The organism is Streptomyces catenulae (assembly GCF_000718015.1).
Taxonomy (GTDB): Bacteria; Actinomycetota; Actinomycetes; order Streptomycetales; family Streptomycetaceae; genus Streptomyces; species Streptomyces catenulae.
In genome coordinates this window covers 107,727-133,744 of the sequence record NZ_JODY01000017.1, presented here as the reverse complement: position 1 = coordinate 133,744, position 26,018 = coordinate 107,727, and the positions used below count along the sequence as shown (strand labels likewise).

Genomic DNA, 26,018 nt, shown 5'->3' with positions numbered 1-26,018 from the left:
CTGTGCATGGAAATTGATGTGCAGATCTCCGCTGTTTCCGGCTCTTTCTTCGCCCTCGTTATGGTGCTGCTCGCGGTGGCAATGGCGCACCCTGACCCGCAGATCAGGGCGCGCGCAGAAAGGCTGATCGGGAAGATCTTCGGGAATGGGTAGCTAGTCGAGCACGCCGGCCTGCATGGGGTCGGGCACGGCTGCGCCGGTCTCGGTGAGGATGCGGTCGACCTCGGCTTGTACGTCGGTGTCGTCCCAATCGGGGTGCAGCGCGCGAACCTTCGTGTCGGTGCTCACGGCCTGCGCCTGCTGGAGCAGGGACAGGGTCTGTGCGACCGTTTGCGGGTCCTCGCTCACGCCGTCGCCGAAGGTGACGCGCGGCCGGTCGACGACAAGGCCCGGGGTGAACATCGCTCGGTCGAGTCGCAGCATGACGAGCAGGACGTGCGCGAGGGCGGGGCGCCAGTACCGCGACTTCTTGCCCCGCGTGATCATCGACCGGCGTTCGCGGGCGGTGACCTCGGTCGCGGTGACGGCGGCGCCCTGGTCGCCGAGTCCGAAGCTCTGCGCGGAGTAGCCGGCGGAGCGTATGGCCTGCTGCACGAGCGAGTCGGCGGTCGACTGGTGCTCGGCGACTCTGATCGCGAACTGGGACAAGGTGATGCCCCCGCCTTCGGTGGGCGGGATGTTCAGTCCCTGCCAGATTTCGCGGTCGTCGTCGAACGAGGCCCCGCTACCCGGCCCGTGATCGCGCATATACCCGTCGGGGATGATCAGCCGCGCCCTGCCGAGCCTGATGTCGCGCAGCCACGAGGACCATGTCTCGTCGAGTGCGTCCATGAGGTCGTGCAGGGGCGCGGCGTAGTCGGAGCGGCCGAGCGGGCTTCCGCGGTGGCGGCGGTTGGGCCGGATGTTGGGCATGTACGCGGCGGTGAGCTCGGGTATCCCCGTCTCGATCGCGTCGCCTTCGGGGCCGAGGGAGGCGGCGAGGTCGGCGACCTCGGGGTGCTCGGTGAGCGGCACGCGCCGCCCGAGGCTGTCGACGGTCCCCTCGTACAGGCCGTGCAGGATGCGGCCCGGTTCGTGGTGTTCGAGGTGGCGCCATACGGTTGAGCCGTCCGAGGCGAGCTCGTGCCAGAACGTGACCTCGGTCAACTGCCCCCAGCGAAAGCGCGGTACGGCGGCGTCGGCGTGCACGGCTGTGAGCAGCGGGCGGGGTGCGAGCGAGGTATCCCACGTGACCCGGAGATACGCGCCGCCGAGCGCGGCGGCGACCTCGGCCCCTTCGAGCAGGGTGTTCTCGATGCCGCCGACGTCGACGAGTTCGGCGAGGCGATCCTGTGCGCCGGTGTCCGGGACGGTGAACGCGGGCGGTTCGGAGAACAGCAGGTCGGCGCTCGTGGTGGCGATGTCGCCGGCGAGCGGGATGTGCAGGCGGGTGTCGCGCTTGCCGGGCTGCGGGGCGCGGTTGCGGGACCACAACCGGCGTCGGCCGTCCTCGCGCTGCGGATGGTGCTGGTAGATCTCGGCGAGCTTGGTTCGGTCGCCGGAGTACCAGGCGTCGTCGACGCGCATCTCGCGGTACATCGGGGCGAGCTGCGGCGGTGGCCACGGGGCGTTGCTGTCAGGCAGCGGCACAGGTCGCCCCCTGTCTGTTGCGGGCGCGGTTTCGCGCGTTGGCCCGGCACCTGCGGCACTTCCGGGTTCCGTTCGTGGCCCGGTAGGTGTTGGCGTTGTCGAACCGGTGACCTCGGATGCACGCGACCTGTCGGGCGCGGGCGGCGGCGTACGATTGCCCGCGCAGGACGTTGACGCGCTGCGTTACGGCGTCGAGGTGCTCGGGGTTCACGCATCCGCGGTTGCGGCACAGGTGGTCGATAACGAGGTCGTCGGGGATGGGGGCGACGAACGCCTCGTAGGCGACGCGGTGCGCGTACCGCCGCTCGCCGTCGACGCTGATGCGGGCGTACCCGTTGGGCATCAGGTAGCCGGTCCACTGCCAGCAGCCGCCCGGGGCGTCGGTGACGGTGGCGAGGAAACGGTCGGCCCAGCCAGTACACACAGTGCGCCGCCCCCCTTCATGACGAGGCCCAGGCGCCAACAGGTGCGGGCGGGGCGGTGGTCGGGGTGCGCTATGCGGCCGGGGCGAGCAGCCCTCGCCATTCGTGCGCGGTGCTGTGGACGACGTAGCGCAGCGCGTCGACCGAGTGGTCGTTCTGCTTGAGGGGCTTGTCCTCGCCGCGCGCGGCGGCCTCTTCCGACCATGCGTAGCCGGGCAGCTCGCCGAGCAGCCCCTCGCACGAGCGGTGCACGCGCAGCAGCCCCAAGTCGAGGGCGGTCGCGGTCGAACGGATGCCGTCAAGCACCGAGTTGTCGGCGCGGGCGACGCCGGGGTGCCCGTCCGCCCATAGCTGAGTGAGGAACGAGGCGGCCGAGGGGTCGACGAACGTCCACGCCGGTTCGACGTCGAGCTCGTCGAGCCACGCGCGCACGGCGCGGCTGTACTGCGCGTCGGTCATCTGCCGGTGAACCCGGCGGGCGTCGTGGCGCCACTCGGCGACCGCGTACAACCGATCGTCGTCGCCGAGGCCGAGCAGGATCGCGGAGAAGGGGTTGCTCGTGCCGTAGTCGACGCCGAGCCAGTGTCGGCGCATGGGCGGTAGCTCGTCGACGACGTGCTCGGCCTCGTCGAACATGTCGTACACGGACCCTTCGGCGACGCACCACGCGCCATCGATCATCCGGCGCCGCCACAGACCGACGTACTCGGCCGACAGGGCAGCGACGTACGCCTCGGAAAGGCTGGGGTTGTCGGCGAGGCGGAAGTGCCACGAGGCGAGGTCGAGCTCGGCCTCGCGGTCGAGGTACGAGGTGCGGAGCCAGTGTCTCGGCGCGTCCGGGTTCGTGGTGGCGAGCAGCCGCGCACCGTTCACGGACAGGCGGGCAAGCAGCTGTGTCCAAAACCCCTCGGGGACGAGGGTCGCCTCGTCGACGTAGGCAAGGGCGGCGGTCGCGCCGCGCAGCCGGCCCTCGGCCCGCGCATCGCTCGCACCGATCAGGTGCACGGTGCGGCCGAGGATGTTCGCGGTGGTCGCACCGCGGGTGTGCCGCACCTCGTCGGCCGCAGTCCCGAACAACCCGGGGTCTTGAAGTGGCTCGATGATGTTCCGCTCGATCGTCTGCAACGACCGGCCGCACACCAGGATCAACCCGGTTGCCGGCGCCCGGCGTAGCGCGAGCAGGAACGCGAGAAGACTCGCGATGGTCTTGCCCGAGCGAACGCTGCCGTGCCAGATCGAGATGCGCGCGCGGGCCGACTCGCGGATCGAGCGCAGTTGCTTGTCGGACAGGGGTACGGTCAAGGCTCACCCCCCGTCGCGGTCACCACCGTTGGGCGGGCCGAGCAGGGCGTCGGCGAGCTTGTCGAGCATCGAGCCGCCCGCGCTGCCGCTCCCGGTATGACGGGCGAGCTCGGCGACACGGGCGTGCACCTCGGTCAAGGCTCGGGCGGCGGTGGCGTGGTCGCGGGCATCGCGCGCCGAATCGGCGCCGGTGGTCTTGGTGACCTGCCCGAGGGCACCGTCGAGCGCCTCGTCGGCGAGCTGCTCACGCCGCGCCGCAGCATCGGCCCGCCGTGCCTCGGTGGCTGCGGCGACCCGAGCGCCCCCGGAGAAGGCGAGCCCCTCGGCGCGCGCGATCTTGCTCACCGTGGCGGCGCTGCGCCCGATCGTCCGGGCGATCTTGTTGCGCGACTGGCCCTCGGCGTGCAGGCGGCGAACGCCCTCGCGGTCGCGGGCGGTGATCGGCTCGGCCACGCGTCACCTCCCTACGGGCATACGTACGCCCCGCCGACGGGGGACGGCGGGGCGTACGAGATCGGGGAGTTTCCGGGCAGGCCGGAGACGGCCCCAACATTAGGTCACGAAGAGATAACGGCGCAACCCTTCTCGAAATGCGTCGAGTTGCTGGACTTCCCCGGGGCGGGCGCCCGGCCGAGAAGTCAAGCGGCGCCCCGGCGGACGGTCTCAACGCCGTACGCCTTGGCGGTTTCCATGAGGGTTGCCCCCTCGCGGCGGTTGGCCCGCCTCGGTGGCGAGGTCACCGAGGCGGGCGCAGCGTACGGGGGACGGGTTCGGCTACGCCGCTGTGTGGTCGTGCAGTACGAGCATGGGACGGATCTCCGGGTCCGGCGCCACGTGCCAGCGGTCACGCAGGTACTCGGTGTACTCCGCCATCACCGCGGTTATGCGCGCTCGCTGCTCGTCACCCGTGAGGGATCGGTTCAGCTTGTCGCCGCATTCGTAGTGCACGATCACCGAGCCCGGATCGTCGCCCGCGAAGACCTCGAATCCTTCCTCCGACTCCCGGCGGCTGCGTGTGAAGCGCTTACCCATGTGTCGACTGACGGCGTTGGCCGATGCCATGACGTTCGCTCCTTCGGTGGTGGGACGGCCGCCCCCGTCACATGTCTCGACGGGGGCGCCGATCGACGGCGGGTGATCAGGAAGTGCGGGATGCGTCCTGCGCGTCGCCCCATGGCCCCTGCTTGCGGTTGTTGGCGCGCAGGAGGTGCAGCGCGGTACCGAGCTGGTCGTCGGTGAGGTCGACGCTCCAGAGGTTGCGCGAGGCGTTGTAGGTGGCCTTGTCGAAGGCGGCGCGCATGTCGGCGGGGATGTCGAGTTCGTCGACGAGGGTGTTGCGGGCGGCGTTCGTGAAGGTCTGCACGGTGATGCGTCCTTTCGGTCGGCGTGCGCTGACTCCTCATTTATAGGGGGTCTAGAAATAGAAAATCAAGAGGGTCTAGAAAAGAATCTCGGCGAAGGCCGTACGCTGCTCCCATGACCGACACCGACCCCGCTGAGCAGGAACGCGCCGACCGGCGCGCCCGCATGGAAGCGCACATCAACGCAGCCGTCGCCTGCCTCGACGAGCTCGGCGACCCGGTCGAGCGGGAGTTCGCCGCCCGCGAGCTGGCTGACGAGTTGCTGCCCGATGCCGGTCGCCGGGTCAAGGCAGTTCGCAGCGACGGCGTGCGCGAACTGCGGTACGGACGCGGGCTCAAGCTGCGTGAGGTCGCCGAGCTGATCGACCTTTCCATTCCCCGTGTCGATCAACTCGCCAAGGGAAAGTAAGGCCGATCAGCCACGACGCGGCCAGCTACCCGCCCGCCCGCGCCTCGGTGGTCACCTCCCGCACCCGGCGCAGGAACCACGCCCGTCCGGCCTCGGGCAGCTCGACGGCGGCCTGCGCGGCGACGTCGGCGAGCTGCTCGCCGAGCCGAGCGAGGCGGCGGTCGAGCTCGGCCTGCCACCGCGCGGCCTCCCGGCCGACGACGTACGCCTCGAACTCACCGAAGAAATCGTGCTGTTCCGCGGTCATGCGGCGCGCCCCCGCTCGGTGTGCTGCGGCGTGGTGGCGAGGGCGGTGTGCAGGTCGACCAGGTCGCCGCGTGTCCACACGCGCCGGCCGAGCCGGTCGAGCGGCACCGGGGCGGTGCAGCTCGGCCCGGTCGAGCAGGTCACGGCCGACGAGTCGTCGCCGGGGTCCTTGTGCAGGGTGAGCTCGCTACCGCACCACGGGCACACCCTGCTCGGTATGGGCGTGCGGCGCGGTTCCTCCCCGAGGGCGCGCAGCAGGCGGCCCTCGACGGTCCGGGCGGTGCGCCGTGCCTCGTGCAGCAGGTGCGGAGGCAGGGGAGCGAACGGCGGCGGAGCGAGGGTGCCGTCGAGCTGCTGCTCGGGGCCGGTGTCCTCGTCGAGCACGCGACCCTCGATCCATACCGAGGCCCAGTGGGGGCCGTGCGCGCGGCTGCCGGGCGAGGTGAGGCTGCGGAACGTCCAGCGGCGCGGGTCGTCCGCCTCGGTGTGCTGGACGGTGGCGGCAAGGGTGTCGGCGAGGTCGTACAGCATCCGCTCGATGGCGAGCCGCGCGTCGAGTGCATCCAAATTGGCGGGGGCGGGGTGCTCGCGCAGCACGAGCGGCGACCGGTCCTCGACGACGATCTGCTCGTCGTCCCCGCCGGTGCGCAGGAATCCACGGGTCTCGCGCGGCGGCCACCCGGCGGCCGGCGGCGGGCACTCGATCGCGAGCAGCAGCCGGGCCCACTCGTGGCGGACGACGAGCAGCGCATCGGCGGTCTCGTGGCGGGCGAACGTGGTGGTGGTCATGGGCGGTGCTCCCTTCGGGGTCAGCCGGTGGTTTCGGTGAGGGCCTGCTGCGGGCTGATGCGCCCGGCACACAGACGGCGCGCGGTGTAGGCGAGGTGCCATTCGTCGCCGGTCAGCGCGTCCGTCAGTGCGTAGGTGAGTTGCCCGGCGACGGTGAGGCGTTCGGCGAGCTCGGCCGCTGCCGTGGCGTGGCGGTCGCGTTCGGCCTCGGCCTCGACGATGGCCTGCTCGGCCGCCTCGACGCGCTTGTGCAGCCGCATCGCCGCGGCCTGCTGCCCGCCGGCGCTGCGCCGGAAGGTGTCGCACTCGGCGAGCTCGGCCTCGACGTCGCCGCGGAGTTGGGCGGCGTCCTCGGTGCTCAGCACTCCCCGGTCGGCGCGGGCGAGGAACAGCCGGAGCCGGTTGCGGCGAGCGTCGCGCTCGGCCTCGCGGGCGGCGATCCGGCCGCGACGGGAGTCGGACCGGGTACGGGCGGTCATCGGTGGCTCTCTTTCTTCAGCGCGGTGCAGGCGGGGCAGCGCGTCGAGCAGGCGTCGCGGACGGTGGCCGGTCGGCGTGCGCACAGCGGCCCGGGGGAGCGGCGGCCGGCGTGGCGGGCGAGCAGTACGACGGCGACGGCGGCGAGCAGCGCGATCAGGGCGAGCACGGGATCGACGGTCATCGGGCGGTACCTCCGTCCGCACGGGTACGGCGCAGCAGCCGAGAGAGGGAGCGCCGAGTGCCGCGGTTCCCCCGCGCGCGAGGCGCGACCGGTCGCGCGTGCCGGGTGGTGTTGATCTCCCATCCCTCGATGGCGAGGCGGTCGAGCAGTCCGGCGGCGGTGAGCGTGGCGAGGTGGGGGTGCACGTCGAGTGCGTCGGTGAGGTGGGCGGCGATCACGGCTCGCGCGGCTGCGGGAGTCATCGGGGGTTGCCTCCCGAGGTGTGGCGGGCGCGGGTCTCGCGGGGTGCGGGCGGGGTGCGCATGAGGCGGTCGAGCTGGCGACGATTCGGTACGGGCCGGTCGGCGACAGCGGCGCGGACGCGGGCCGGGTGCGGCTCCGGCGTGGTGCACGGATGCCGAGGCGGGGCGCCGCACTCGGGGCACTGCGTGTGCCGGATTGCGTAGACATCGCGGCGTTGGCCGTGCACGGTGCCGCGCAGTTCCTTGCCGCGCGAGGACTTGCACAGATGGCGCCGAGCAGCACGACACCGCGTGTTGGGACAGTCGACGGCGAGCTCGACAAGCGCGGCCCGGTTGCCGGGCAGCGTGGCCCGGATTTCCGCGCGGGTGGCCTCGTCGACGTAGGGCTGCGGCTCGGTCTCGTCGTCGACCGGGTGGCCGACCGCGGGCAGCAGGGCGCGCAGCTCGGCCGAGGGCACGGCGCCGACTGCCTGCGTGATGGTGCGCGAGGGCAGGTGGCCCTCGGCCGCGGCGGTGATCTGTGCCTGCCAGTTGGCGGCGAACTGCTTGCCGGTCTCGTCGGGGTCGCCGTCGTAGACCGGGTGCGCGGCGGCGATCCGGCCTGAGCGGATGCGGGTACGCATCTCCCGTACCTGTGCGGCGGTGATCCATTTGTCGGTGTGGCCGTAGTGCTCGGCGACGGCGCCTCGGGTGTCGTCGTCGAGGGGGACATCGTGCAGCGCACGGCCCCATGCGCGGGCGTCGGCCTCGCCGATGGTGCGGCGGTCGAACGCGGCGCAGTGGGCGAGCAGTTCAGCGGCTTCGGCCGGGGTCATGACGTGGCCTCCTGTTCGCGGAGTCGGGCAGCGAGGTCGAGACCGTCGCGCACGCGCTGATCGGTGGTGGACGGACGCGAGCCGTGCAGCGCGACGACGTTCGGGCCGCGCCCGGGAACCTCGGGGGCGCTTGCCGACGTGGCGGGCAGGGAGCGCCAACCGGCGAGGAAGTACCGAGCGCTGCGAGGCCGGGTACGTGCGGCCTGCCAGGCTCCGCCGGCGTGGTCGACGAGGACGGCGACGCCGCAGCGGTCGATCAGGGTGTGCAGCAGCAGCCACTCGCCCGATTCGAGCTGCCAGGAGACGACCATTCCGGCGGCGCTCATGGCGTCGACGAGGGGCCGTACCGGCTCGGCGATCCTCGGACCGTCCGGGCTAGCTTGTTTTCCTCTACTTCCGAAGGAAGTAGAGGGGGATGGTTTGGTGTTGGTTAGGGGGCCCGTGACACCTCCCATGGCGTCACGCCGTGACACCCCCTCCTGACCTGCGGCACCACCCGAAAATCGGGGTTCGATTCGCTCGCGATTCCTCGACGGCCCGCGCTCGTTTCGCGCGCGATTCGCGTTCGACTCGTCGACGACCCGCGTGTGATCCGCAGCCGAACCACCCGGGACCTGGCCGCCGTTGGCGCGCTCGCGGCTCTTCGCCTTGCGCTCGGCGGCGTCCCGCCGATTGGCCTCGACCTGCGCGCGGGTGGCGTTGCGCCCGGCCTCGAAGTAGTCGTGCACGACGTAGTCACCGGCGGCCGACGGTTGCGGGCAGCGCGGACAGTCGTGCCCGTGCGCGTGCCACAGACCAGCCGTGACGAGCTTGCGGGCCTGCGGGGCGGTGCCGTACTGCTTGGCGACCAGGGCGGGCACGTGGCCCTCGGTGAGGTGCTGCGCGCAGTAGGCGCCGCAGCGCAGCCACAAGCCGAGCGCCGCGTTACCCGCGGCGATCACCTTCGGGTGCATGTGCGCGCTGTCGTCGATCTTGAACCACGCCACGGGCCGGTACTCCTTCCATGCGGGGCGGGTCGGTTGGGGGCTCGGGCTGCCCGGCGAGGGCGGCGGGGGAGTGGCTCGGACAGCGGTAGCCAATGACGTAGCGGCGGGCGCCCGCCGCGCAGCAGTAACAGCACGCCGGACTGTCCCAGTGACGGCACCTCATACGGCGAGCGGGATGTCGTCGAGGCGGTCGAGCAGCAGCCGCACCGCGCCAGCCGCCTGTTGCGGTACTACGCCATTGCCAAGTGCCTTGAGCTGCGCCGCCCTCGACAGGCCCGGAACGCCGGTCACGTGACCGGCCGGCAGGCCGAGCATCCACTCGACGAACAGCGGGCTCAGTCGCCCGCGATCGTCAGTTGGCCAAGGAGCGGTTCGGGTGAGCCCTTCCCACCTCGTGACGGCTTCGGCGTACGGTCCCCAATCGACGTCGTCACGTTCGACAGATAGACCTGATGACCGGCCGCCGCCCGCTCCTGCGCAGTCGCATCGTTCGACCCGTGATCGCTGGCCGACGGCGTCGGCAGCAGGCTCGGCGCGATCCTGTCCAGCGAGGGACGTGTCGCCGCGCCCGGCGACGGGGAGCGGTTCGACCCGTACGGCGTCGCGGTCGGAGTCGGCAGCATCCGGGCCGCTGTGCTCGACAGAGTCAGACTCCCGTCGCCGTGCTTCTGGTTCGGGCTGCCCTTGCTCCCGTCGCTCGCCCTCGGGGTCGGCAGCAGGTGCTCGACCTCGTCCGCGAGATTCGGGCCGTGTCCGCCGCTCTTGCGCTTGTCCGGATGTTGCGAGCCACCGTTGATCGCGAGATTCGACGTTGGCGTTTTCAGCAGCCGGACCCGCGAGCGCAAGGTGTCCCCGCGGTTCCCGTCGATCGGCCCCGGGCCGTTGCCCTCGGTCGTCGTCGGGGTGGGCAGCAGCTTCCCGGCCACGGTCGGCAGACCGTCCTCGTAACCGCGCCCCTTGCCGTCCCGCGCCCGCGGCGTCGGCAGGCCAGGCGAGGACGAACACCCGCTCGCGCTGGTGCGGAGCGCCGACCTCCGAAGCGCGTACGCACGCCCACGTCGCATCGAGCCCGAGGCGGGCCAGGTCGCCGAGTACGGCACCGAGTGCTCGCAGAGCAGGCTCAGCGCTTCCGTCTCCCACACACCACGGGCACGGTTCCACTGCGCTATGGGCCTGCGTCGAGAGGAGGCCACGCACATTCTCGATCACCACCAACGACGGTCGAAGGGACTCGATCGCGCGGGCGACATGCAGCCACAGACCCGAGCGGGTCCCGGCCGCGATGCCCGCACGAAGGCCGGCCAAGCTGACGTCCTGGCACGGAAACCCGGCAGTCAGGACGTCGACCGGCTCGACGTCGGAGAAGTCGACGGCGGTCAGATCAGAGAGGTTGGGAACCTCGGGCCAGTGCTGCGAGAGGATCTTCGAGGCGTTCGGGTCAATCTCACAGTGCCAGGCGACCGAGCCGCCCAGCACCGACCGCACGCCCATGTCGAGTCCGCCGTAACCGCTGCATAGCGAGCCGATCCTCGGCTCGTCCGGGAGCATCACGCGGCAGCCCCCTCGGCGCCCGGCTCGGCCGCCTCGGGCCACCCGGAGAACTGCGCGGGCACATCCTCGACGACCTGCTGCTCGGCACCCCGCGGCGCTGGCTGCGGCACGGTCTCGCCCTCGATGTAGTCCCCGGGCACGTCGAGCCCCTCGGGCGACGCATCACGCCGCACGGTCTCGTCGTGCGCGACCGCCCGCGCGAGCTCGGCACTCTTCGGAATGATCTTGAAGAGCTGGCGAATGGCGGTCTTGCGGGCCATGGCGTCGTAGTCCGTCGCCCACGGCCCGAAGTCCTTGGCCCTGCTGCGCCTTCGGATGGCCTCGACGTCGTCGACGTCGAGCACGATGAACGCCGAGCCGCCGTTCGACAGGCGCGCGACGGCGTAGTAACCCGTCGGCTGGCCCTTGGCCGAGCCGCGCGCCGGAACGTGCCGCAACTTCGGTTCGAGCCCGTACTCGAACTCGAACTCGTCCCCCTCGTACACCGTGTGCGCGTCGAGACCGGCGGCGAGCGGGTGCTGCCAAAACAGCTTGATCATGCCCTGATAGCCGATGACGAGCTGTACCTCGTAGCCGCGGGTCTTCTTGTTCCAGAACGGCAGCAGGTACGCCTCGCCGGACACACCGCCCGGCTCCAGGCCGAGCGCCGAGCAGGTCATCAGCGCGCCGGCGAACGACTCGGGGGTGCTCTCGGCGAGGTGCTCGACCCTGCGCAGCTCGGTGAGCGCGATACGGGCGATCCGGTCGGCGCCGCCGAGGTGCGCGGGCAGCGCGCGCTCGATCTCCGGGCGCATCCGCTGCACGAACTGCACGAGCGTCGGCTGCGCGGAACTGTTGGACTGGACAGCGGGGGAGTGCGACCGGCTGCGCTTGTCGGCGACGCGCTCGGCGAGGTTGGTGCTCACGCTGCGGACTCCTTCGGTACGACGAGACGTCGGGCGCGGTGCGCCCGGAACTCGTCGGGGTGCTCGGCGGCGAGGCGCGCGGTATCGAGCGCGTCGACGCGGTGCGTGTACTGCTGCGCGAGGTCCGGGTGCGCGGCGGCGAACCGCTTCGTCGACAGCGGGCCGTTCTGCTTCCACGTGAACGCGGTTCGGCCTTGCGTCTTGACGATCTCGGCCTCGCCGGCGACCGCCTTCAACCGGTTGTCGACCTCGCGCAGCTCGTCGGCGGTCCGCGCCTCCCGGGCCTTGAGCTCGCGCCGGCGCTCCAGCAGCGGCACGACCTCGGCCGGGTCGGCGACGGTCACAGCCTCGGCCTTGACCGTGTAGAGGTGGCCGAGCAGTTCCTCGGTCGCCTCGGACCCATCGACCGGCGGCGGGGTGCCGTCGAGCACCCCCTGCCAGAACTCGCCGACCAGGTCGACGAGGTGCTCGACGAGTACCTCGTCGCGCTCGACGCGATGAATCAGCAACCGGTTACCGCCGAGCAGCGCGGCGACGTACGCGTACGAGTAGCCGGTCACGGCGAGGTACCAGTGCGTTTGAAGGGCCGGACCGTCCGGCACGCCGTCGAGCCACTCGTCGAGCTGAAACGCGCTGCGTGTCTTGATCTCCAACAGGCTGGACGGCTGCGCGTCCTTGCCGAGCACGTACCGGTCGACGTTGGCGAGCATCCAACGGCGCTCGACGTGCGCGAGCGTGCCCGGCCCCTCTACGACGGCGAGGCCGGACCGCTCGGAGAACACGCGGGCGATCGTCGGCTCGTGCGCCAGACCCCAGAACGCCGCCTCGGCGAGGTCCGGGTGTTGCGGGCGGTCGAGCGGCAGCTCGCCCCGCTTGTCGAGGTAGACCTCATGCGCCGACGTGTACTTGCTCATGCCGAGCACCGCGGCCACCTCCGAACCACCGACCCCTGTACGCCGCGCAGCGAGCCACTGCTCGCGGCCGAGGTTCGGCGGGGCGACGACGACGCCGGTCGGCGTTACGGCCGCCGGCTGGCCGACGGGGGTCACTTTGTGTCCCCGACGTACCGGGCATACACCCGGTGCTCGACACGGCCGCCATCGGTGATCGTGCGGGCGACGGCCTCGAACGTTCCCGCCGGCCCGTACGCGGGGAGACGGCCGGTCTTGATCGCCTGTGCTGCGGCAGCCGCGCGCTTGATGGTGGCAGGCCGCTGCACCACACCCCACTGTCGTGGGTGTGCCTTGAGCTGCTCGGCGATACGAGAGTGCTTGGTGTTGCGCTGCTTGGGCGGCGGCCCGATGAACTCGACCTCGTTCACTTTCTGGTCTCCCCTCACGCGGCCGTCTGCTGCTCGGCCTGCTCTGCCCGTGCCCGGCGGACATGCGGCGCGAGAATGCGCCGGATGAGATCGAGCTGCTCGGGCGTGGGCACGGGCCACTCGTCCGCCTTGGACGGCGTGGGGTTCGACTCGTCGACGTGCACGGCTCCCCCTGGTCTCTGTAGTCGAATACGAACAACATGACGCGAGTTGCCCATGGTGAAGGACGGACGTCTGTTGTCGTTCGCGAACAGCAGCACCGTAGAAGGGGTGTTCTGGCACGTCAATACGGTTCTTCAGTGCACGATCGGTGTAGATGAGTGCTTAGATGAGAGTGTTCGCGTTCAGTGACGAGAACGGAGACGAGAGAGTGTCGGAAGCCGACACCCCCTTTGCCGACATGGTGCGCGCAGCGCTAGCGGCCCCAGGGGCGACCTACCGCAAGTTGACCGAGCGGGCGATCGACCCGGAGACCGGCTACCAGCCGTCCCACACGACACTGAGGAAGATCGCCCTCGACGAACCCGTCAAAATCTCACCCCCGCTGGTGCGATCAATCGCCGCAGCGGTCGACAAGCCTGTTCGCGAGGTACAGATCGCGGCCGCGCACCAGTACGTCGGACTCATCGCCGACGACCCGCTCGGCGCCAGCACTCCCGAGGCAACCGTCGTCGTCGCGCACGTGCCCGGCATGACGGCTGGCGACATGCCGAAGGTTCAAGAGCTCCTAAACAAGTGGGCAGGCGGCGAAAAAGTGGAGGCAAATCAGCCAGATCCGTAACGCGGGCAAGTCGACGCGTGACCTGGCCTCTTACCCCCTAGTAAGGTGCGTCCTCCTTGAATCCTGGATCTTCGTTCGGGTCAAGGGTCTGCACTAGGGGATCGGGGGATCTTTGATAGTCGTTAGCCGTATCCGACTGGACGACGGCTCACCCGCAGCCGTCCGCGCAACCGCCCACAACCTCACCATTGCGATCGACGACCGCCTCATCACCGAGGCCGGCGCGAACGCCCTTCAGAGAGTGCTGAACGGCCTCGGCTCCCACACCTCCGAAAGCCCCAGCACCTCAGCGCACCAGTCGGACACCGGCGGGGGCAGATCGTAAGACACGATGAGGGCCGCACAGCACACGAGTGCTGTGCGGCCCCTTCGGTGTCGTGACTTCACGCCGCCTTCGCGAGCTCGCTCTGCTTAGACACGGTCGGCCGCAACGACTTACGGACCACCGTGACATACGACGAGATCGGCACCCCGGCACGGCTATGCCGACCCTTGCCAACAGGATGCAGCGTGACCTCAAGCAGCGATTCGACGATCACACGTCGCTGCGCGACCTGAAGCCGAGTCCACGCCTTCTCGATCTCCTCGCGTGACGCACCCGCAAGATCAGCAACAACCTCCGGCGCCCGCAGCGACCTTGCCGCCTCCTCCGCCTTCCTGATCTTCGGCAGTAGCCGGGCCTCCATCGCCGCCAGACTGTCCGCCGACAGATCACCCTCGGCAGCCTTGTCGCGAAACCCCTCCAACCGCGACGACAGCAGCTCGGCCTCGGCCTGAGCGTCCGCGATCTGGTCCTGCAACTCCCTGTCGCCCTTGGTGTACGCCTCCACGAACGCCGGCGAGGCGAGCCAGTTGAACAACTCCCCGAGCACGTACGCGTCGATCGGCGCCTGCTTGCCGCTCACGTGGTACCCCGTGGCCCCGTCTTTGCCGGGCGTCTTGCACTGGTAGTTCAACCCGTAATCGGTCGGATCGGAAACCACCGGATACCTGCACTCCGAGCAGCACATGATCGACGACAACAGGTACTTCGCCACCCCCGGGCGCGAGTTGCTCGGCTTCCCCTTCTTCGCCTTGTCGAGCGCTACGCACTTCGCATGGATGTGCGGCGGCACAATCTGCGGCCACGCGGCCTCGTTGGTGACCTCGCCATGATGCGTACGCGCACCCGTATAGCGCACGTCCATCGCGATGTCCTTGACCGTGGCCCCGTGCCAGACAGCAGCGATCAACGGCTCGTCGCGCTCGTTGAAGTCACGAGCGATCGTCAGCGGTTCATCACCCTGCCCCAAACGCTCGACCGCCTCGTGCCACAGTGCCTCGTGCGCCGGATTCGAAGGCTTCTCACGAGACAGCCGAGTAACCATCCCCTTCGTCCAACGCAACGCCGGCGGCGTAATCTCCCGAGCCTGCAAGCTCCGGGCAATGGCCTTGTACGGCTCGGCGTTCGCGACGCGCTTGCAGATTTCAAGAACGACCGGCCCCTGCACGGTGTCCTCTTCCTCCCGCACGAAAGCACCGGTTCGCGGGTCGTACACCCGCCGATATCCGTACGCCGAAATCCCATGCGGCCGACCGATAGCCGCATTCGCACGCAACGTGCGCTTGACGTTGTCGCGTAGCTCGTCGACCTCGCGCTCGCCGAGCAGGGCGTCGAGGCCCGTGCGGAAACGGTCGTCCTTGTTCGACAGGTCGTAGACCTTGCCGCCGTAGCACCACAGAACGCCGTACTTCGCGCAGGTGTTGCGCAGTCGGGTGTATACGTCCAAGTCGCGTTGCAGCCGGGACGAACCCCACGCGAGGACGATGTCGAGTTTGCCGGTCTCGATCCACTCAATCATTCGCTCGAACTCCTCGCGCTCGCGGTCGCGGTAGCGAGAAGCCGAACGGTCATCGTCGACGAAGTCCTCGACGATGTTCACGCCGAGGCGGTCGGCGTCACCTTGCGAGGCGTGGAGCTGCTCGCGCACCGAGTAACCCCGGCGTGCGCTCTTACCGCGGTACGCGCTCTTGCGTGCGTACCTTCCACCGCGCAAACCGGCGGTCGGGCGAGGACCCTCGACCCGACCCCCGGTAAGGACATGAGAACGAGGAACCTCGCTCTGAGCTGCAACAACGCTGGTCGTCATGTTGCCCCCTCGTGGCTAAGACTAGGTCTTGCGGGGGATCGAGCCCAGCGATTACCGGTACGCACTCGGCACCACGCTGGTAGTCCCGCGCAAGAGGCGGTGTAGCCATCACCGGGACTCTCTCGGGATGACGTTGGAGATGCCGGTCATGCTGGCGCCGGTGCCGAACGCCATCGACTTCAGCGACAAGAAGGTGCTGATCGCCGACGACGTCGCCGACACCGGCAAGACGCTCAAGCTGGTGCACGACTTCTGCAAGGACACCGTCGCGGAGGTCCGCAGCGCGGTGATCTACGAGAAGTCGCACTCGCTGGTGAAGTGCGAGTACGTCTGGAAGCGCACCGACGACTGGATCAACTTCCCGTGGTCCGTGCAGCCGCCGGTGGTCCGCCGGGACGACCAGGTGCTGGACGCCTGACGGGCGAACGCGGGTGAACGAAGGGGCCGTGGCACTGTGCCACGGCCCCTTCGGCGTTCCGGCGCGCCGGTTTCGGCCAATACCGCTCCGGGCGTTCCGCCGGTCCCTCCCGCCGAGTAGAAACCGGCGGTAACAGCGGACCGGAGGGGAGACCTCATGGCACGTGTGAGAACCGTGCGGCGGACGGGACCGGGGCGGCGCGGCAGGCGGTGGCCGGTGGCCGCCGTCGCGGCGCTGGCCGTGGCGCTGGGCACCGGCGGCGGGACGGGCGCGGCGGTCGCGGCACCCGCGGCGGCACCGGTGGCCCACCCCGCCGCCCCGACCGCCGCGCCCCTGGCGCCCCGGCTGGAGGCGGCCCGTGCGCGGGAGGCCACCCGGCTCTACGGCGACCCGGCGGTGCGGCCCCTCGACGAGCGGAAGACCTCGCTGATCTCGCTGGGCGACAGCGAGATATCCGGCGAGGGCGTCGGCACGTACGAGCCGGGCACCGACGGGCCGGACAACTGGTGCCACCGCTCGCCGGACTCGGCGATCCACCGCACCGGCGTCCCGGCGGATGTCACGTACAACGTGGCCTGCTCGGGCGCGTACAGCCAGAACATCGTGATCGGCGGGGACAAGCAGTACGCGGACGAGGAGGTGCAGAGCGACAGTCTGGCCGCGGCGGCGCGGAACACCCGGGTCAAGATGATCGTGATGATGGTCGGCGCCAACGACGACCTGCAGTTCGGGCCGGTGATGACGGACTGCGTGACGCGGTGGCTGACGCTCCAGGGCACCTGTGAGCCGAAGTACCAGCCGGGCTGGCAGGCGCGGGTCGACGGGCTGGTGCCGAAGGTCGAGCGGACCGTCGGTGATCTGCGGACCGTGATGCGCGGCGCCGGGTACGCGGACGGCGACTACCGCCTCGTGCTCATGTCGTACCCGAGCCCGATCGGGCCGGACATGACCGATAACCCGAACTTCCCCGGCAAGCTCCCGGGCGGCTGCACCGGCTACACCTCCGACTCGGCGTGGGGGCGGAACACCGCGGTCCCGGCGTTCGAACGCGGGGTGCGGAAGGCGGCGAACACCTCGGGCGCGGAGTACCTCGACACCTCGCGGCTCTTCCACGGCCACGAGGTCTGCACCGAGGACACCTGGGCGCGCGGGCTCTACGTGGACGTCTCCTATCCGTTCCCGCCGGACGCCAACTCGGTGCGGCAGTCCTTTCACCCCAACGCGAGGGGCCACGCCGCCTTCGCCTCCTGCCTGACGCAGTTCTACGACAGCGGGCTGCGCGAGGCGTCCTGCGCCGACCCGGCGAGCACCGGGAAGCCGCAGCTCTACCCGGGCGCCTGGGACGACGCGTTCCGCCCGCTGCGCAACGCGGCCACCGGGACCTGCGCGGATCTCACCGGCGGCGCCTCCGCCAACGGCACCCCGGTCGGCGGCTGGGACTGTCTCGGCCAGCGCAACCAGGGCTGGTGGTACGACCCCGGCGAGCGGTCGCTGCACACCGAGCTGACCCATGACCGCTGCCTCGACGTACCCGGTGGCCGCTACGAGGCGGGCGCCGCGCTGGTGGTGTGGAACTGCTCCGGGGCGGAGAACCAGCGCTTCACCGCGGGCGACGGCGGTACCTACCGCCCGGCGGCGGCCACCTCGCTCTGTCTGACGCTGCGGGCGGCGAAGGACCCGCTGCGGCTGGAGAGCTGCGACGGCTCGGCGGCGCAGAAGTTCACCCGCGGCTGAGCACTCCGGCCACGGCGAAGGGCCCCGCCCCGGACGAGATCCGGGGGCGGGGCCCTTCGGTCCGTACGGGCCCGGCGCCTGTTTCACGTGAAACACGCGCCCGGCCGTACGGTCAGAGCGTGCCGAGCTTGACCAGGGCGAGCAGGGCGACCAGCTGGATCGCGGAGGCGCCCAGGGCCTTGGGCCACGGCAGGTCGTGGGACTTGCTGACCATCTGCGTCAGCAGGAAGCCGGAGGCCAGCCAGGTCAGCCAGCCCAGGATGGTCACCAGCGGGCTGTCGCCGCCGAGGAACATCGCGAACAGCAGCCGGGGCGCGTCGGTGATCGCCGTGATCAGCATCGACAGGCCGATGGTGGGCGCCCAGGCGCCGTCGCCGCCGAGCTGGCGGGCGAGGGTGTGGGTGACCGCGCCGAGGATCAGGCCGCCGACGACGAACATCACGGCGGTGATCAGCACCCACGGGATGCTCTGCGCCAGCGTGGCGTTGAGAACGTCCTCGCGCGCCTTGTCGAAGCCGAAGACCGCGAGCAGCCCGTAGAGGAACGAGACGATCAGCGCGGGCGCCCAGACCTGGTGGTCGCGCATCTGCCAGAACGTGGCGACCGGCCGCATCACGATGCCGGGCAGCAACTGCTTCCAGTGCAGCCGGGGGCCGGACGGTGCGGTGTTCTGCCCCGCCTGGTAGACCCCGGCGTCGCCGTACTGCCCGTCGTCGTAGGGCTGCTGCCCGTATGCGTCGGCCTCGTCGAGGCTGAACTGCTGGGTGTGTCCGGGGGCGTCTGCCTGGGCGTACGGGGCGTACGGCTGTTGGTAGCCGCCGTCGCCGAAGTACTCGGGCTCGCCGGAGCGGTCCGGCTGCGTGGCGCCCGGCCCGCCGTACTGCCCGGGCTGCGGCTGCTGCCACTGGGCGTGCGGGGGCGGGGGCTGCTGCCCGTAGGGGCCCTGCCCGTACGGCGCCTGCTGTCCCTGCTGCTGCCTGTCCTGTGCGGCGCGGGGATCTTGTCCGCGACCCATCCTGAATCCAGCCACGCCCTCGAACGTACCTGCTCCGCGCGGTCCCCGTGGTGGCCCGGGGACAGCGGGGGACCTTTGCTGCCGAGCTGTGACATCCCCTAGGGGGAACCGGACACCGCTACCTGCGCAAACCGGCCATGACCCCTAGGGGAAGCCCCGACGGGAGATTCCGACGGGAGGCTCCGCCTCAGCCGGTCGGGCCGCGGTGGAGGGTCAGCTCGGGCAGGCCCTCCATGTTGTCGGAGCCGTCGGCGACGGTGGTGAAGCCGTGGTGCTCGTAGAAGGCGCGGGCGCCGGTGTTGGCCTCGAAGACGTGCAGGGTGAGGCCGTCCGGGCGGTGGGCCAGCGCCGTTTCGAGCAGCCGGGTGCCCAGACCGCGGCGCAGCTCGTCGGGGTGGAGGTAGAGGTCTTCGAGCGCGTCGTCGCGGACGGCGGCGTAGCCGATGATCTCGGTGCCGCGTTCGGCCACCCAGGTGGTGCAGCCGGGCAGCAGATGGTCGCGGATCCAGGTGATGACGTCGTCGAGGTCGCGCCGCTGCGGCGGGAGGTAGGGCATGGTGACCCGCCGGGACTCGCGGTGGACACGGGCGATGGCGGGGGCGTCCGCCGTGGTGGCGCGGCGGACGCGGACGCCGTCGTCCGGGATCGCGCCGCCGGGGCGCGCGTCGGGTGCCGGGGCAGAGGTCATGGCCGTCATCGTGCCGGACGGCGGGACGGACGTCGCGTGGTTTTCCGGGGGCGGGAGGCGCCGGGGAGAGCCAGGGGAGAGCCCGGGGACGGCGGCAGCGGACGCGGCGCTTCCGGGCCCCGCGCCCCCGGGCCTCCGCCTCGCCCCCGTACAAACCGACGGCCGGTCCGCATCGAGGGATGAGCTCGATACGGACCGGCCGTTTCCGTGGAACGCGGCCCCTAGGGGGCCACCGGCGCCCGGATCACTCCGGGGCCCGGGGTCACTTCGGGTCCCGGGATCACTTCGCCGGTTCCGGCTCCGGTGCGTCTTCCGCCGGGGCGTCGTCGGTGGGGTCGATCGGGGTCTTGACGGAGTCCAGCAGCAGCTGGGCCACGTCCACGACCTGGATCGACTCCTTCGCCTTGCCGTCGTTCTTCTTGCCGTTGACCGAGTCGGTCAGCATGACGAGGCAGAACGGGCAGGCGGTCGAGACGATGTCGGGGTTGAGGGAGAGCGCCTCGTCGACCCGCTCGTTGTTGATCCGCTTGCCGATGCGCTCCTCCATCCACATACGGGCGCCGCCCGCGCCGCAGCAGAAGCCGCGCTCCTTGTGGCGGTGCATCTCCTCGTTCCGCAGGCCCGGCACCTTGGCGATGATCTCGCGCGGCGGTGTGTAGACCTTGTTGTGCCGACCGAGGTAGCAGGGGTCGTGGTACGTGATCAGGCCCTCGACGGGCGTGACCGGCACCAGCTTGCCCTCGTCCACGAGGTGCTGGAGCAGCTGCGTGTGGTGGATGACCTCGTACTCGCCGCCGAGCTGCGGGTACTCGTTGGCGATCGTGTTGAAGCAGTGCGGGCAGGTCGCGACGATCTTCTTCGAGGACTTCGGCTTCCTGGTCGACTCGTCCTCGTCGTCCTCGCCGAAGGCGGCGTTCAGCGTGGCGACGTTCTCCGCGCCGAGCTGCTGGAAGAGGAACTCGTTGCCCAGGCGGCGCGGGGAGTCACCGGTGCACTTCTCGTCGCCGCCCATGATCGCGAAGTTCACGCCCGCGATGTGCAGCAGCTCGGCGAACGCCTTGGTGGTCTTCTTCGCTCGGTCCTCCAGGGCACCGGCGCAGCCGACCCAGTAGAGGTAGTCGACCTCGGTCAGGTCCTCGACGTCCTTGCCGACGACCGGGACCTCGAAGTCGACCTCCTTCGTCCAGGCGAGCCGCTGCTTCTTGGCCAGACCCCAGGGGTTGCCCTTCTTCTCCAGGTTCTTCAGCATCGTGCCCGCCTCCGAGGGGAAGCTGGACTCGATCATGACCTGGTAGCGGCGCATGTCGACGATGTGGTCGATGTGCTCGATGTCGACCGGGCACTGCTCGACGCAGGCGCCGCAGGTGGTGCAGGACCACAGGACGTCCGGGTCGATGACGCCGTTCTCCTCCAGCGTGCCGATCAGCGGGCGCTCGGCCTCGGCCAGCGCCGCCGCCGGGACGTCCGCCAACTGCTCGGCGGTCGCCTTCTCCTCGCCCTCGGCGTCCTTGCCGCCACCCGCGAGCAGATACGGCGCCTTGGCGTGCGCATGGTCGCGCAGCGCCATGATCAGCAGCTTCGGGGAGAGCGGCTTACCGGTGTTCCACGCGGGGCACTGCGACTGGCAGCGACCGCACTCGGTGCAGGTGGAGAAGTCGAGCAGGCCCTTCCAGGAGAAGTGCTCGATCTGCGAGACGCCGAACTGGTCGTCCTCGCCCGGGTCCTCGAAGTCGATCTCCTTGCCCTCGCTGGTCATCGGCTGCAGCGCGCCGAGCGCGACATCGCCGTCCGCCTCGCGCTTGAACCAGATGTTGGGGAAGGCGAGGAAGCGGTGCCAGGCGACGCCCATGTCGGTCTTGAGCGCGACGGTGATCATCCAGATGAACGAGGTCGCGATCTTCAGCCCGGCGAAGAAGTAGGTGAGGTTCTGGAGCGTCGCGACGTCCATCCCCTCCAACCAGCTGACGACCGGGTACGAGATGAAGAAGGACGCCTCGTAGCCGTCGACGTGGTGCTGGGCGCCTTCCAGCGCGTGCAGCATGAAGATGCAGACGCCGACGATGAGGATGACGGCTTCGACGAAGTACGCCTGGCCGAAGTTGGAGCCCGCGAAGCGGGACTTGCGGCCCGGCTTGCCCGGCTTGCTCAGCTGGCGGATCGCGATCAGCACGAGGATGCCGAGCACCGTCATCGTGCCGATGAACTCGACGAAGACGTTGTACGGGGCCCAGTCGCCGATGATCGGCAGGAGCCAGTCCGCCTTGAAGAGCTGGCCGATGGCGTTGACGATCGTCAGCAGCAGCGAGAAGAAGCCCACCGCCACGAACCAGTGCGCGACGCCGACGACGCCCCAGCGGTTCATGCGGGTGTGGCCGAGGAACTCCTTGACCACGGTGACGGTGCGCTGCTTCGGGTCGTCGGTCCGGGAGCCGGCGGGGACGTTCTGGCCGAGCCGTACGAAGCGGTAGATCTGTGCGATGGCACGGCCGAACAGCGCGACGCCGACCGCGATTAGGACCAGCGACACGATGATCGCGGCGAGTTGCATTGATGGCTCCTCGGGCCTGCGAGAGCGGGGACTACTGCGACTACTAAGCAGTAACTTTTCGGGTCTGCGCTGAGGTTACCCAGTATCCGGGGCCCCATGAAGCCGCCCGGCCGGTGATCTGCGTCGCGCGGGCGCCCCCGCGCGAGGGCGGCGGGCGTCCACCGGACGGCGGTCGCGCCCCCGCGCCCGCTCCTTGATCGCTCCGCTGAGGATAAGGCTCGTATAAAAGTTGAGCGGTCGCGACTCAACTCCGTTGACAGGTGTTCCGGGCTCATGCATGCTTGAGTCCGTTCCACTCAAGTCAGCTGGAGGAATCGACATGGCACGTGCGGTCGGCATCGACCTGGGCACGACGAACTCCGTCGTCAGTGTTCTCGAAGGCGGTGAGCCCACCGTCATCACCAACGCCGAGGGCGCCAGGACCACGCCGTCCGTCGTCGCCTTCGCCAAGAACGGCGAGGTGCTGGTCGGCGAGGTCGCGAAGCGCCAGGCGGTCACCAACGTCGACAGGACCATCCGGTCGGTCAAGCGCCACATGGGCACCGACTGGAAGGTCGACATCGACGGCAAGGGCTTCAACTCGCAGCAGATGAGCGCCTTCATCCTGCAGAAGCTCAAGCGTGACGCCGAGGCGTACCTGGGCGAGAAGGTTGTGGACGCGGTCATCACCGTCCCGGCCTACTTCAACGACTCCGAGCGCCAGGCCACCAAGGAGGCCGGTGAGATCGCGGGTCTGAACGTCCTGCGCATCGTCAACGAGCCCACCGCGGCCGCGCTGGCCTACGGCCTGGAGAAGGACGACCAGACCATTCTGGTCTTCGACCTCGGTGGCGGCACCTTCGACGTCTCGCTGCTGGAGATCGGCGACGGCGTCGTCGAGGTGAAGGCCACCAACGGTGACAACCACCTCGGTGGTGACGACTGGGACCAGCGCGTCGTCGACCACCTGGTCAAGCAGTTCCAGAACGGCCACGGCGTCGACCTGTCCAAGGACAAGATGGCGCTCCAGCGGCTGCGCGAGGCCGCCGAGAAGGCGAAGATCGAGCTGTCGTCCTCCACCGAGACGACGATCAACCTTCCCTACATCACCGCCTCCGCCGAGGGCCCGCTGCACCTGGACGAGAAGCTCACGCGCTCGCAGTTCCAGCAGCTCACCAGCGATCTGCTCGACCGCTGCAAGACCCCGTTCCACAACGTCATCAAGGACGCGGGCATCTCGCTGTCCGAGATCGACCACGTGGTCCTGGTCGGCGGTTCGACCCGTATGCCGGCCGTCGCCGAGCTCGTCAAGGAGCTGACCGGCGGCAAGGAGGCCAACAAGGGCGTCAACCCGGACGAGGTCGTCGCCATGGGCGCGACCCTCCAGGCCGGTGTCCTCAAGGGCGAGGTCAAGGACGTTCTGCTCCTCGACGTCACCCCGCTGTCCCTCGGTATCGAGACCAAGGGCGGCATCATGACCAAGCTCATCGAGCGGAACACCACGATTCCGACGAAGCGCTCCGAGATCTTCACGACGGCCGAGGACAACCAGCCGTCCGTGCAGATCCAGGTCTACCAGGGCGAGCGTGAGATCGCGGCGTACAACAAGAAGCTCGGGATGTTCGAGCTGACGGGTCTGCCGCCGGCCCCGCGCGGTGTCCCGCAGATCGAGGTCTCCTTCGACATCGACGCCAACGGCATCATGCACGTGACCGCCAAGGACCTGGGCACGGGCAAGGAGCAGAAGATGACCGTCACCGGCGGCTCCTCGCTGCCGAAGGACGAGGTCGACCGCATGCGCCAGGAGGCGGAGCAGTACGCGGATGAGGACGCGAAGCGCCGCGAGGCCGCCGAGTCCCGTAACCAGGGCGAGCAGCTCGTCTACCAGACGGAGAAGTTCCTCAAGGACAACGAGGAGAAGGTCCCCGCCGAGGTGAAGACCGAGGTCGAGACCGCCGTCGGTGAGCTGAAGGAGAAGCTCAAGGGCGAGGACTCCGCCGAGATCCGCACCGCCACCGAGAAGGTCGCCGCCGTCTCGCAGAAGCTGGGCCAGGCCATGTACGCCGACGCCCAGGCCGCGGGTGCCGACGCCGGTGCCGCCGGCGCCGCGGGTGCCGGTGCGGGCGAGGCCAAGGCCGAGGACGACGTCGTGGACGCCGAGATCGTCGACGACGAGAAGCCCAAGAAGGACGGTGCGGCGTGACGGAGGAGACCCCGGGCTTCGACGAGAAGCCCGACGTCTCCGCCGAGTCCGCAGCTGACGACGCGGCACGAGCCGAGTCCGCCGACAAGGCGGGCTCGGCCCCGGCCGGGGACGACAAGCAGAGCGCACAGGACGTCGCGCTCACCGCCCAGCTGGACCAGGCCCGTTCCGCGCTCACCGAGCGCACCGCGGACCTCCAGCGGCTCCAGGCCGAGTACCAGAACTACCGGCGCCGGGTGGAGCGGGACCGCGTCGCGGTCAAGGAGATCGCCGCGGCGAACCTCCTGTCCGAGCTGCTCCCGGTCCTGGACGACGTGGGCCGCGCCCGCGATCACGGCGAGCTGGTCGGCGGCTTCAAGTCGGTGGCCGAATCGCTGGAGACCGTGGTCGCCAAGCTGGGCCTGCAGCAGTTCGGCAAGGAGGGCGAGCCCTTCGACCCGACGATCCACGAAGCCCTGATGCACTCGTACGCACCGGACGTCACGGAGACCACGTGCGTGGCCATCCTGCAGCCCGGGTATCGCATCGGTGAGCGAACGATCCGCCCCGCGCGGGTCGCCGTCGCCGAGCCGCAGCCGGGCGCCCAGGGTGGTAAGTCCGCATCCGAGGACGGTGCCAAGGCTTCGGACGAGGAAAACGGTGGCCCGGACGAGGGCTGACGTGCGGACGGCAGAGAAGAAGACACGGAAGGAGGGACGTCGGGGATGAGCACGAAGGACTTCGTCGAGAAGGACTACTACAAGGTCCTCGGCGTCCCGAAGGACGCCACCGACGCCGAGATCAAGAAGGCGTACCGCAAGCTCGCCCGGGAGAACCACCCGGACGCCAACACCGGTGACTCCGGCGCCGAGGCGCGCTTCAAGGAGATCTCCGAGGCGAACGACATCCTCGGCGACCCCAAGCGCCGCAAGGAGTACGACGAGGCGCGGGCGCTGTTCGGCAACGGTGGCTTCCGGCCCGGTCCCGGCGGGGGCGGCGGCAACTTCAACTTCGACCTCGGCGACCTCTTCGGGGGCACGCCGGGGCAGCAGGGAAGTGGCGGCGGCTTCGGCGGGGGCCTCGGGGACGTCTTCGGCGGCCTGTTCAACCGCGGCGGCGGGGCGGGTACCCGTACCCAGCCGCGGCGGGGGCAGGACATCGAGTCCGAGGTGACGCTGAGCTTCACCGAGGCGGTGGACGGGGCCACGGTCCCGCTCCGGATGTCCAGCAAGGAGCCGTGCAAGGCGTGCTCGGGCACCGGCGACAAGAACGGCACCCCGCGGGTCTGTCCGACCTGTGTGGGCACCGGTCAGGTCAGCCGGGGCGCGGGCGGCGGCTTCTCGCTCACCGATCCGTGCGCCGACTGCAAGGGCCGCGGCCTGATCGCGGAGAACCCCTGCGACGTCTGCAAGGGCAGCGGCCGGGCCACCAGCGCCCGGACGATGCAGGTCCGCATCCCGGCGGGTGTCTCCGACGGGCAGCGCATCCGGCTGCGCGGCAAGGGCACGCCCGGCGAGCACGGCGGTCCGGCGGGCGATCTCTACGTCGTGGTGCACGTCCAGCCGCACCCGGTCTTCGGCCGTAAGGGCGACAACCTCACCGTCACGGTGCCGGTCACCTTCCCGGAGGCGGCGCTCGGCGGCGAGGTGCGGGTGCCGACGCTGGGCGGACCACCCGTCACGCTCAAGATCGCACCGGGTACGCCCAACGGCCGCACCATGCGGGCGCGGGGCAAGGGCTCGGCGCGGAAGGACGGCACCCGGGGTGACCTGCTGGTCACCGTCGAGGTGATCGTTCCCAAGGACCTCGGCGACAAGGCGAAGGAGTCGCTGGAGTCCTATCGCGAGGCGACCGCGGATCAGGATCCGCGGGCGGAGCTGTTCCAGGCCGCGAAGGGAGCATGAG

The 26,018-nt window shown here is 70.1% G+C and carries 30 protein-coding genes and 2 pseudogenes; 8 read left to right on the top strand and 24 right to left on the bottom strand.

The window, feature by feature from the left end; all coding sequences use genetic code 11:
• Nucleotides 1–6: 6 nt before the first annotated feature.
• On the top strand, nt 7–153 hold the full coding sequence (locus IF23_RS34040) for a hypothetical protein (RefSeq protein WP_157848019.1): 147 nt from the start codon (nt 7–9) through the stop codon (nt 151–153).
• On the opposite strand, the gene IF23_RS0116905 is transcribed toward IF23_RS34040, so the two are convergent.
• The 6 genes from IF23_RS0116905 to IF23_RS32100 all read right to left on the bottom strand — a co-directional run bounded on the left by IF23_RS0116905 (nt 154) and on the right by IF23_RS32100 (nt 4,716).
• On the bottom strand, nt 154–1,629 hold the full coding sequence (locus IF23_RS0116905; protein ID WP_030284448.1) for a phage portal protein: 1,476 nt from the start codon (nt 1,627–1,629) through the stop codon (nt 154–156).
• Nucleotides 1,616–2,053 (bottom strand): HNH endonuclease signature motif containing protein, encoded by a 438-nt coding sequence (locus IF23_RS31290; protein WP_051739621.1) that lies wholly within the window; start codon nt 2,051–2,053, stop codon nt 1,616–1,618. The genes IF23_RS0116905 and IF23_RS31290 overlap by 14 nt, the downstream gene beginning before the upstream one ends.
• A gap of 70 nt (nt 2,054–2,123) precedes the next feature.
• Nucleotides 2,124–3,353, bottom strand: coding sequence for a PBSX family phage terminase large subunit (locus tag IF23_RS0116895; RefSeq protein WP_030284445.1), 1,230 nt, complete (start codon nt 3,351–3,353; stop codon nt 2,124–2,126).
• A 3-nt stretch (nt 3,354–3,356) separates the two neighbouring features.
• Nucleotides 3,357–3,806 (bottom strand): helix-turn-helix domain-containing protein, encoded by a 450-nt coding sequence (locus IF23_RS32105; protein ID WP_051739619.1) that lies wholly within the window; start codon nt 3,804–3,806, stop codon nt 3,357–3,359.
• 321 nt (nt 3,807–4,127) lie between these two features.
• Nucleotides 4,128–4,415: a hypothetical protein gene (locus IF23_RS0116885; RefSeq protein WP_030284443.1), complete on the bottom strand. Its 288-nt coding sequence runs from the start codon at nt 4,413–4,415 to the stop codon at nt 4,128–4,130.
• 76 nt (nt 4,416–4,491) lie between these two features.
• On the bottom strand, nt 4,492–4,716 hold the full coding sequence (locus tag IF23_RS32100; RefSeq protein WP_030284442.1) for a hypothetical protein: 225 nt from the start codon (nt 4,714–4,716) through the stop codon (nt 4,492–4,494).
• 113 nt (nt 4,717–4,829) lie between these two features.
• Here IF23_RS32100 and IF23_RS0116875 point away from each other — a divergent pair, with 113 nt between their 5' ends.
• Nucleotides 4,830–5,123, top strand: coding sequence for a hypothetical protein (locus IF23_RS0116875; protein WP_030284441.1), 294 nt, complete (start codon nt 4,830–4,832; stop codon nt 5,121–5,123).
• 25 nt (nt 5,124–5,148) lie between these two features.
• Here the strand turns inward: IF23_RS0116875 and IF23_RS0116870 are convergent, their stop codons facing one another.
• From IF23_RS0116870 to IF23_RS34445, 14 genes and pseudogenes are all read right to left on the bottom strand, one after another.
• Nucleotides 5,149–5,370 (bottom strand): hypothetical protein, encoded by a 222-nt coding sequence (locus tag IF23_RS0116870; protein WP_030284440.1) that lies wholly within the window; start codon nt 5,368–5,370, stop codon nt 5,149–5,151.
• On the bottom strand, nt 5,367–6,158 hold the full coding sequence (locus tag IF23_RS0116865) for a hypothetical protein (protein WP_051739618.1): 792 nt from the start codon (nt 6,156–6,158) through the stop codon (nt 5,367–5,369). Before IF23_RS0116865 ends, IF23_RS0116870 begins: the two co-directional genes overlap by 4 nt.
• A 20-nt stretch (nt 6,159–6,178) precedes the next feature.
• Nucleotides 6,179–6,637: a hypothetical protein gene (locus IF23_RS0116860; protein WP_030284437.1), complete on the bottom strand. Its 459-nt coding sequence runs from the start codon at nt 6,635–6,637 to the stop codon at nt 6,179–6,181.
• Nucleotides 6,634–6,819, bottom strand: coding sequence for a hypothetical protein (locus IF23_RS0116855; protein ID WP_030284435.1), 186 nt, complete (start codon nt 6,817–6,819; stop codon nt 6,634–6,636). Before IF23_RS0116855 ends, IF23_RS0116860 begins: the two co-directional genes overlap by 4 nt.
• A complete protein-coding gene (locus IF23_RS0116850; protein ID WP_157848018.1) occupies nt 6,816–7,061 on the bottom strand; it encodes a hypothetical protein in 246 nt (81 codons plus the stop codon). The genes IF23_RS0116855 and IF23_RS0116850 overlap by 4 nt, the downstream gene beginning before the upstream one ends.
• The gene (locus IF23_RS0116845; protein WP_030284431.1) at nt 7,058–7,876 is read right to left on the bottom strand and encodes a hypothetical protein; all 819 of its coding nucleotides are present in this window, start codon (nt 7,874–7,876) and stop codon (nt 7,058–7,060) included. Before IF23_RS0116845 ends, IF23_RS0116850 begins: the two co-directional genes overlap by 4 nt.
• A complete protein-coding gene (locus tag IF23_RS33555; protein WP_051739617.1) occupies nt 7,873–8,862 on the bottom strand; it encodes a hypothetical protein in 990 nt (329 codons plus the stop codon). Before IF23_RS33555 ends, IF23_RS0116845 begins: the two co-directional genes overlap by 4 nt.
• A 159-nt stretch (nt 8,863–9,021) precedes the next feature.
• Nucleotides 9,022–9,177, bottom strand: coding sequence for a hypothetical protein (locus IF23_RS34990; protein ID WP_245655008.1), 156 nt, complete (start codon nt 9,175–9,177; stop codon nt 9,022–9,024).
• Nucleotides 9,178–9,197: 20 nt separating this feature from the next.
• Complete coding sequence (locus IF23_RS34985) at nt 9,198–9,788, bottom strand: hypothetical protein (protein ID WP_245655001.1); 591 nt, start codon at nt 9,786–9,788, stop codon at nt 9,198–9,200.
• Between the two features lie 121 nt (nt 9,789–9,909).
• Nucleotides 9,910–10,353 (bottom strand): annotated as a pseudogene (locus IF23_RS34980) (DNA cytosine methyltransferase); the annotation flags it as partial.
• A 56-nt stretch (nt 10,354–10,409) separates the two neighbouring features.
• Complete coding sequence (locus IF23_RS0116825; protein ID WP_051739615.1) at nt 10,410–11,318, bottom strand: recombinase RecT; 909 nt, start codon at nt 11,316–11,318, stop codon at nt 10,410–10,412.
• Nucleotides 11,315–12,367 carry a YqaJ viral recombinase family nuclease gene (locus IF23_RS0116820; RefSeq protein WP_030284426.1) on the bottom strand — a complete coding sequence of 351 codons (1,053 nt, stop codon included), beginning with the start codon at nt 12,365–12,367 and terminating at the stop codon, nt 11,315–11,317. The genes IF23_RS0116825 and IF23_RS0116820 overlap by 4 nt, the downstream gene beginning before the upstream one ends.
• Nucleotides 12,364–12,639, bottom strand: a complete 276-nt coding sequence (locus IF23_RS34450; protein WP_030284424.1) for a hypothetical protein — start codon at nt 12,637–12,639, stop codon at nt 12,364–12,366. Before IF23_RS34450 ends, IF23_RS0116820 begins: the two co-directional genes overlap by 4 nt.
• Nucleotides 12,640–12,653: 14 nt before the next feature.
• Entirely contained in the window at nt 12,654–12,803 is a 150-nt protein-coding gene (locus IF23_RS34445; RefSeq protein WP_169750009.1) for a hypothetical protein, read from the bottom strand.
• A gap of 206 nt (nt 12,804–13,009) precedes the next feature.
• Here IF23_RS34445 and IF23_RS0116805 point away from each other — a divergent pair, with 206 nt between their 5' ends.
• The gene (locus tag IF23_RS0116805; RefSeq protein WP_157848017.1) at nt 13,010–13,420 is read left to right on the top strand and encodes a hypothetical protein; all 411 of its coding nucleotides are present in this window, start codon (nt 13,010–13,012) and stop codon (nt 13,418–13,420) included.
• Nucleotides 13,421–13,803: 383 nt separating this feature from the next.
• On the opposite strand, the gene IF23_RS31275 is transcribed toward IF23_RS0116805, so the two are convergent.
• Nucleotides 13,804–15,549: a recombinase family protein gene (locus IF23_RS31275; RefSeq protein ID WP_078654024.1), complete on the bottom strand. Its 1,746-nt coding sequence runs from the start codon at nt 15,547–15,549 to the stop codon at nt 13,804–13,806.
• 121 nt (nt 15,550–15,670) lie between these two features.
• On the opposite strand from IF23_RS31275, the pseudogene IF23_RS0116790 reads away from it, so the two are divergent.
• Together IF23_RS0116790 and IF23_RS0116785 are read left to right on the top strand one after the other, a co-directional pair.
• Nucleotides 15,671–15,967, top strand: a pseudogene (locus IF23_RS0116790) (phosphoribosyltransferase); the annotation flags it as partial.
• A 156-nt stretch (nt 15,968–16,123) separates the two neighbouring features.
• The gene (locus IF23_RS0116785) at nt 16,124–17,701 is read left to right on the top strand and encodes a ricin-type beta-trefoil lectin domain protein (RefSeq protein WP_107126951.1); all 1,578 of its coding nucleotides are present in this window, start codon (nt 16,124–16,126) and stop codon (nt 17,699–17,701) included.
• 112 nt (nt 17,702–17,813) lie between these two features.
• Here the strand turns inward: IF23_RS0116785 and IF23_RS0116780 are convergent, their stop codons facing one another.
• The 3 genes from IF23_RS0116780 to IF23_RS0116770 all read right to left on the bottom strand — a co-directional run bounded on the left by IF23_RS0116780 (nt 17,814) and on the right by IF23_RS0116770 (nt 21,952).
• Nucleotides 17,814–18,716: a Yip1 family protein gene (locus IF23_RS0116780; RefSeq protein ID WP_030284412.1), complete on the bottom strand. Its 903-nt coding sequence runs from the start codon at nt 18,714–18,716 to the stop codon at nt 17,814–17,816.
• Nucleotides 18,717–18,903: 187 nt separating this feature from the next.
• On the bottom strand, nt 18,904–19,404 hold the full coding sequence (locus tag IF23_RS0116775) for a GNAT family N-acetyltransferase (RefSeq protein WP_245655000.1): 501 nt from the start codon (nt 19,402–19,404) through the stop codon (nt 18,904–18,906).
• Between the two features lie 280 nt (nt 19,405–19,684).
• On the bottom strand, nt 19,685–21,952 hold the full coding sequence (locus IF23_RS0116770; protein WP_030284408.1) for a (Fe-S)-binding protein: 2,268 nt from the start codon (nt 21,950–21,952) through the stop codon (nt 19,685–19,687).
• Between the two features lie 319 nt (nt 21,953–22,271).
• Between IF23_RS0116770 and dnaK the strand changes: the two genes are divergently transcribed.
• The 3 genes from dnaK to dnaJ are packed head-to-tail and all read left to right on the top strand — an operon-like array spanning nt 22,272 to nt 26,017.
• Nucleotides 22,272–24,134 carry a molecular chaperone DnaK gene (gene dnaK, locus IF23_RS0116765; protein ID WP_030284406.1) on the top strand — a complete coding sequence of 621 codons (1,863 nt, stop codon included), beginning with the start codon at nt 22,272–22,274 and terminating at the stop codon, nt 24,132–24,134.
• A complete protein-coding gene (gene grpE, locus IF23_RS0116760) occupies nt 24,131–24,793 on the top strand; it encodes a nucleotide exchange factor GrpE (RefSeq protein ID WP_030284404.1) in 663 nt (220 codons plus the stop codon). The genes dnaK and grpE overlap by 4 nt, the downstream gene beginning before the upstream one ends.
• A 45-nt stretch (nt 24,794–24,838) precedes the next feature.
• Nucleotides 24,839–26,017: a molecular chaperone DnaJ gene (gene dnaJ, locus IF23_RS0116755; protein ID WP_030284402.1), complete on the top strand. Its 1,179-nt coding sequence runs from the start codon at nt 24,839–24,841 to the stop codon at nt 26,015–26,017.
• Nucleotide 26,018 lies beyond the last annotated feature (1 nt).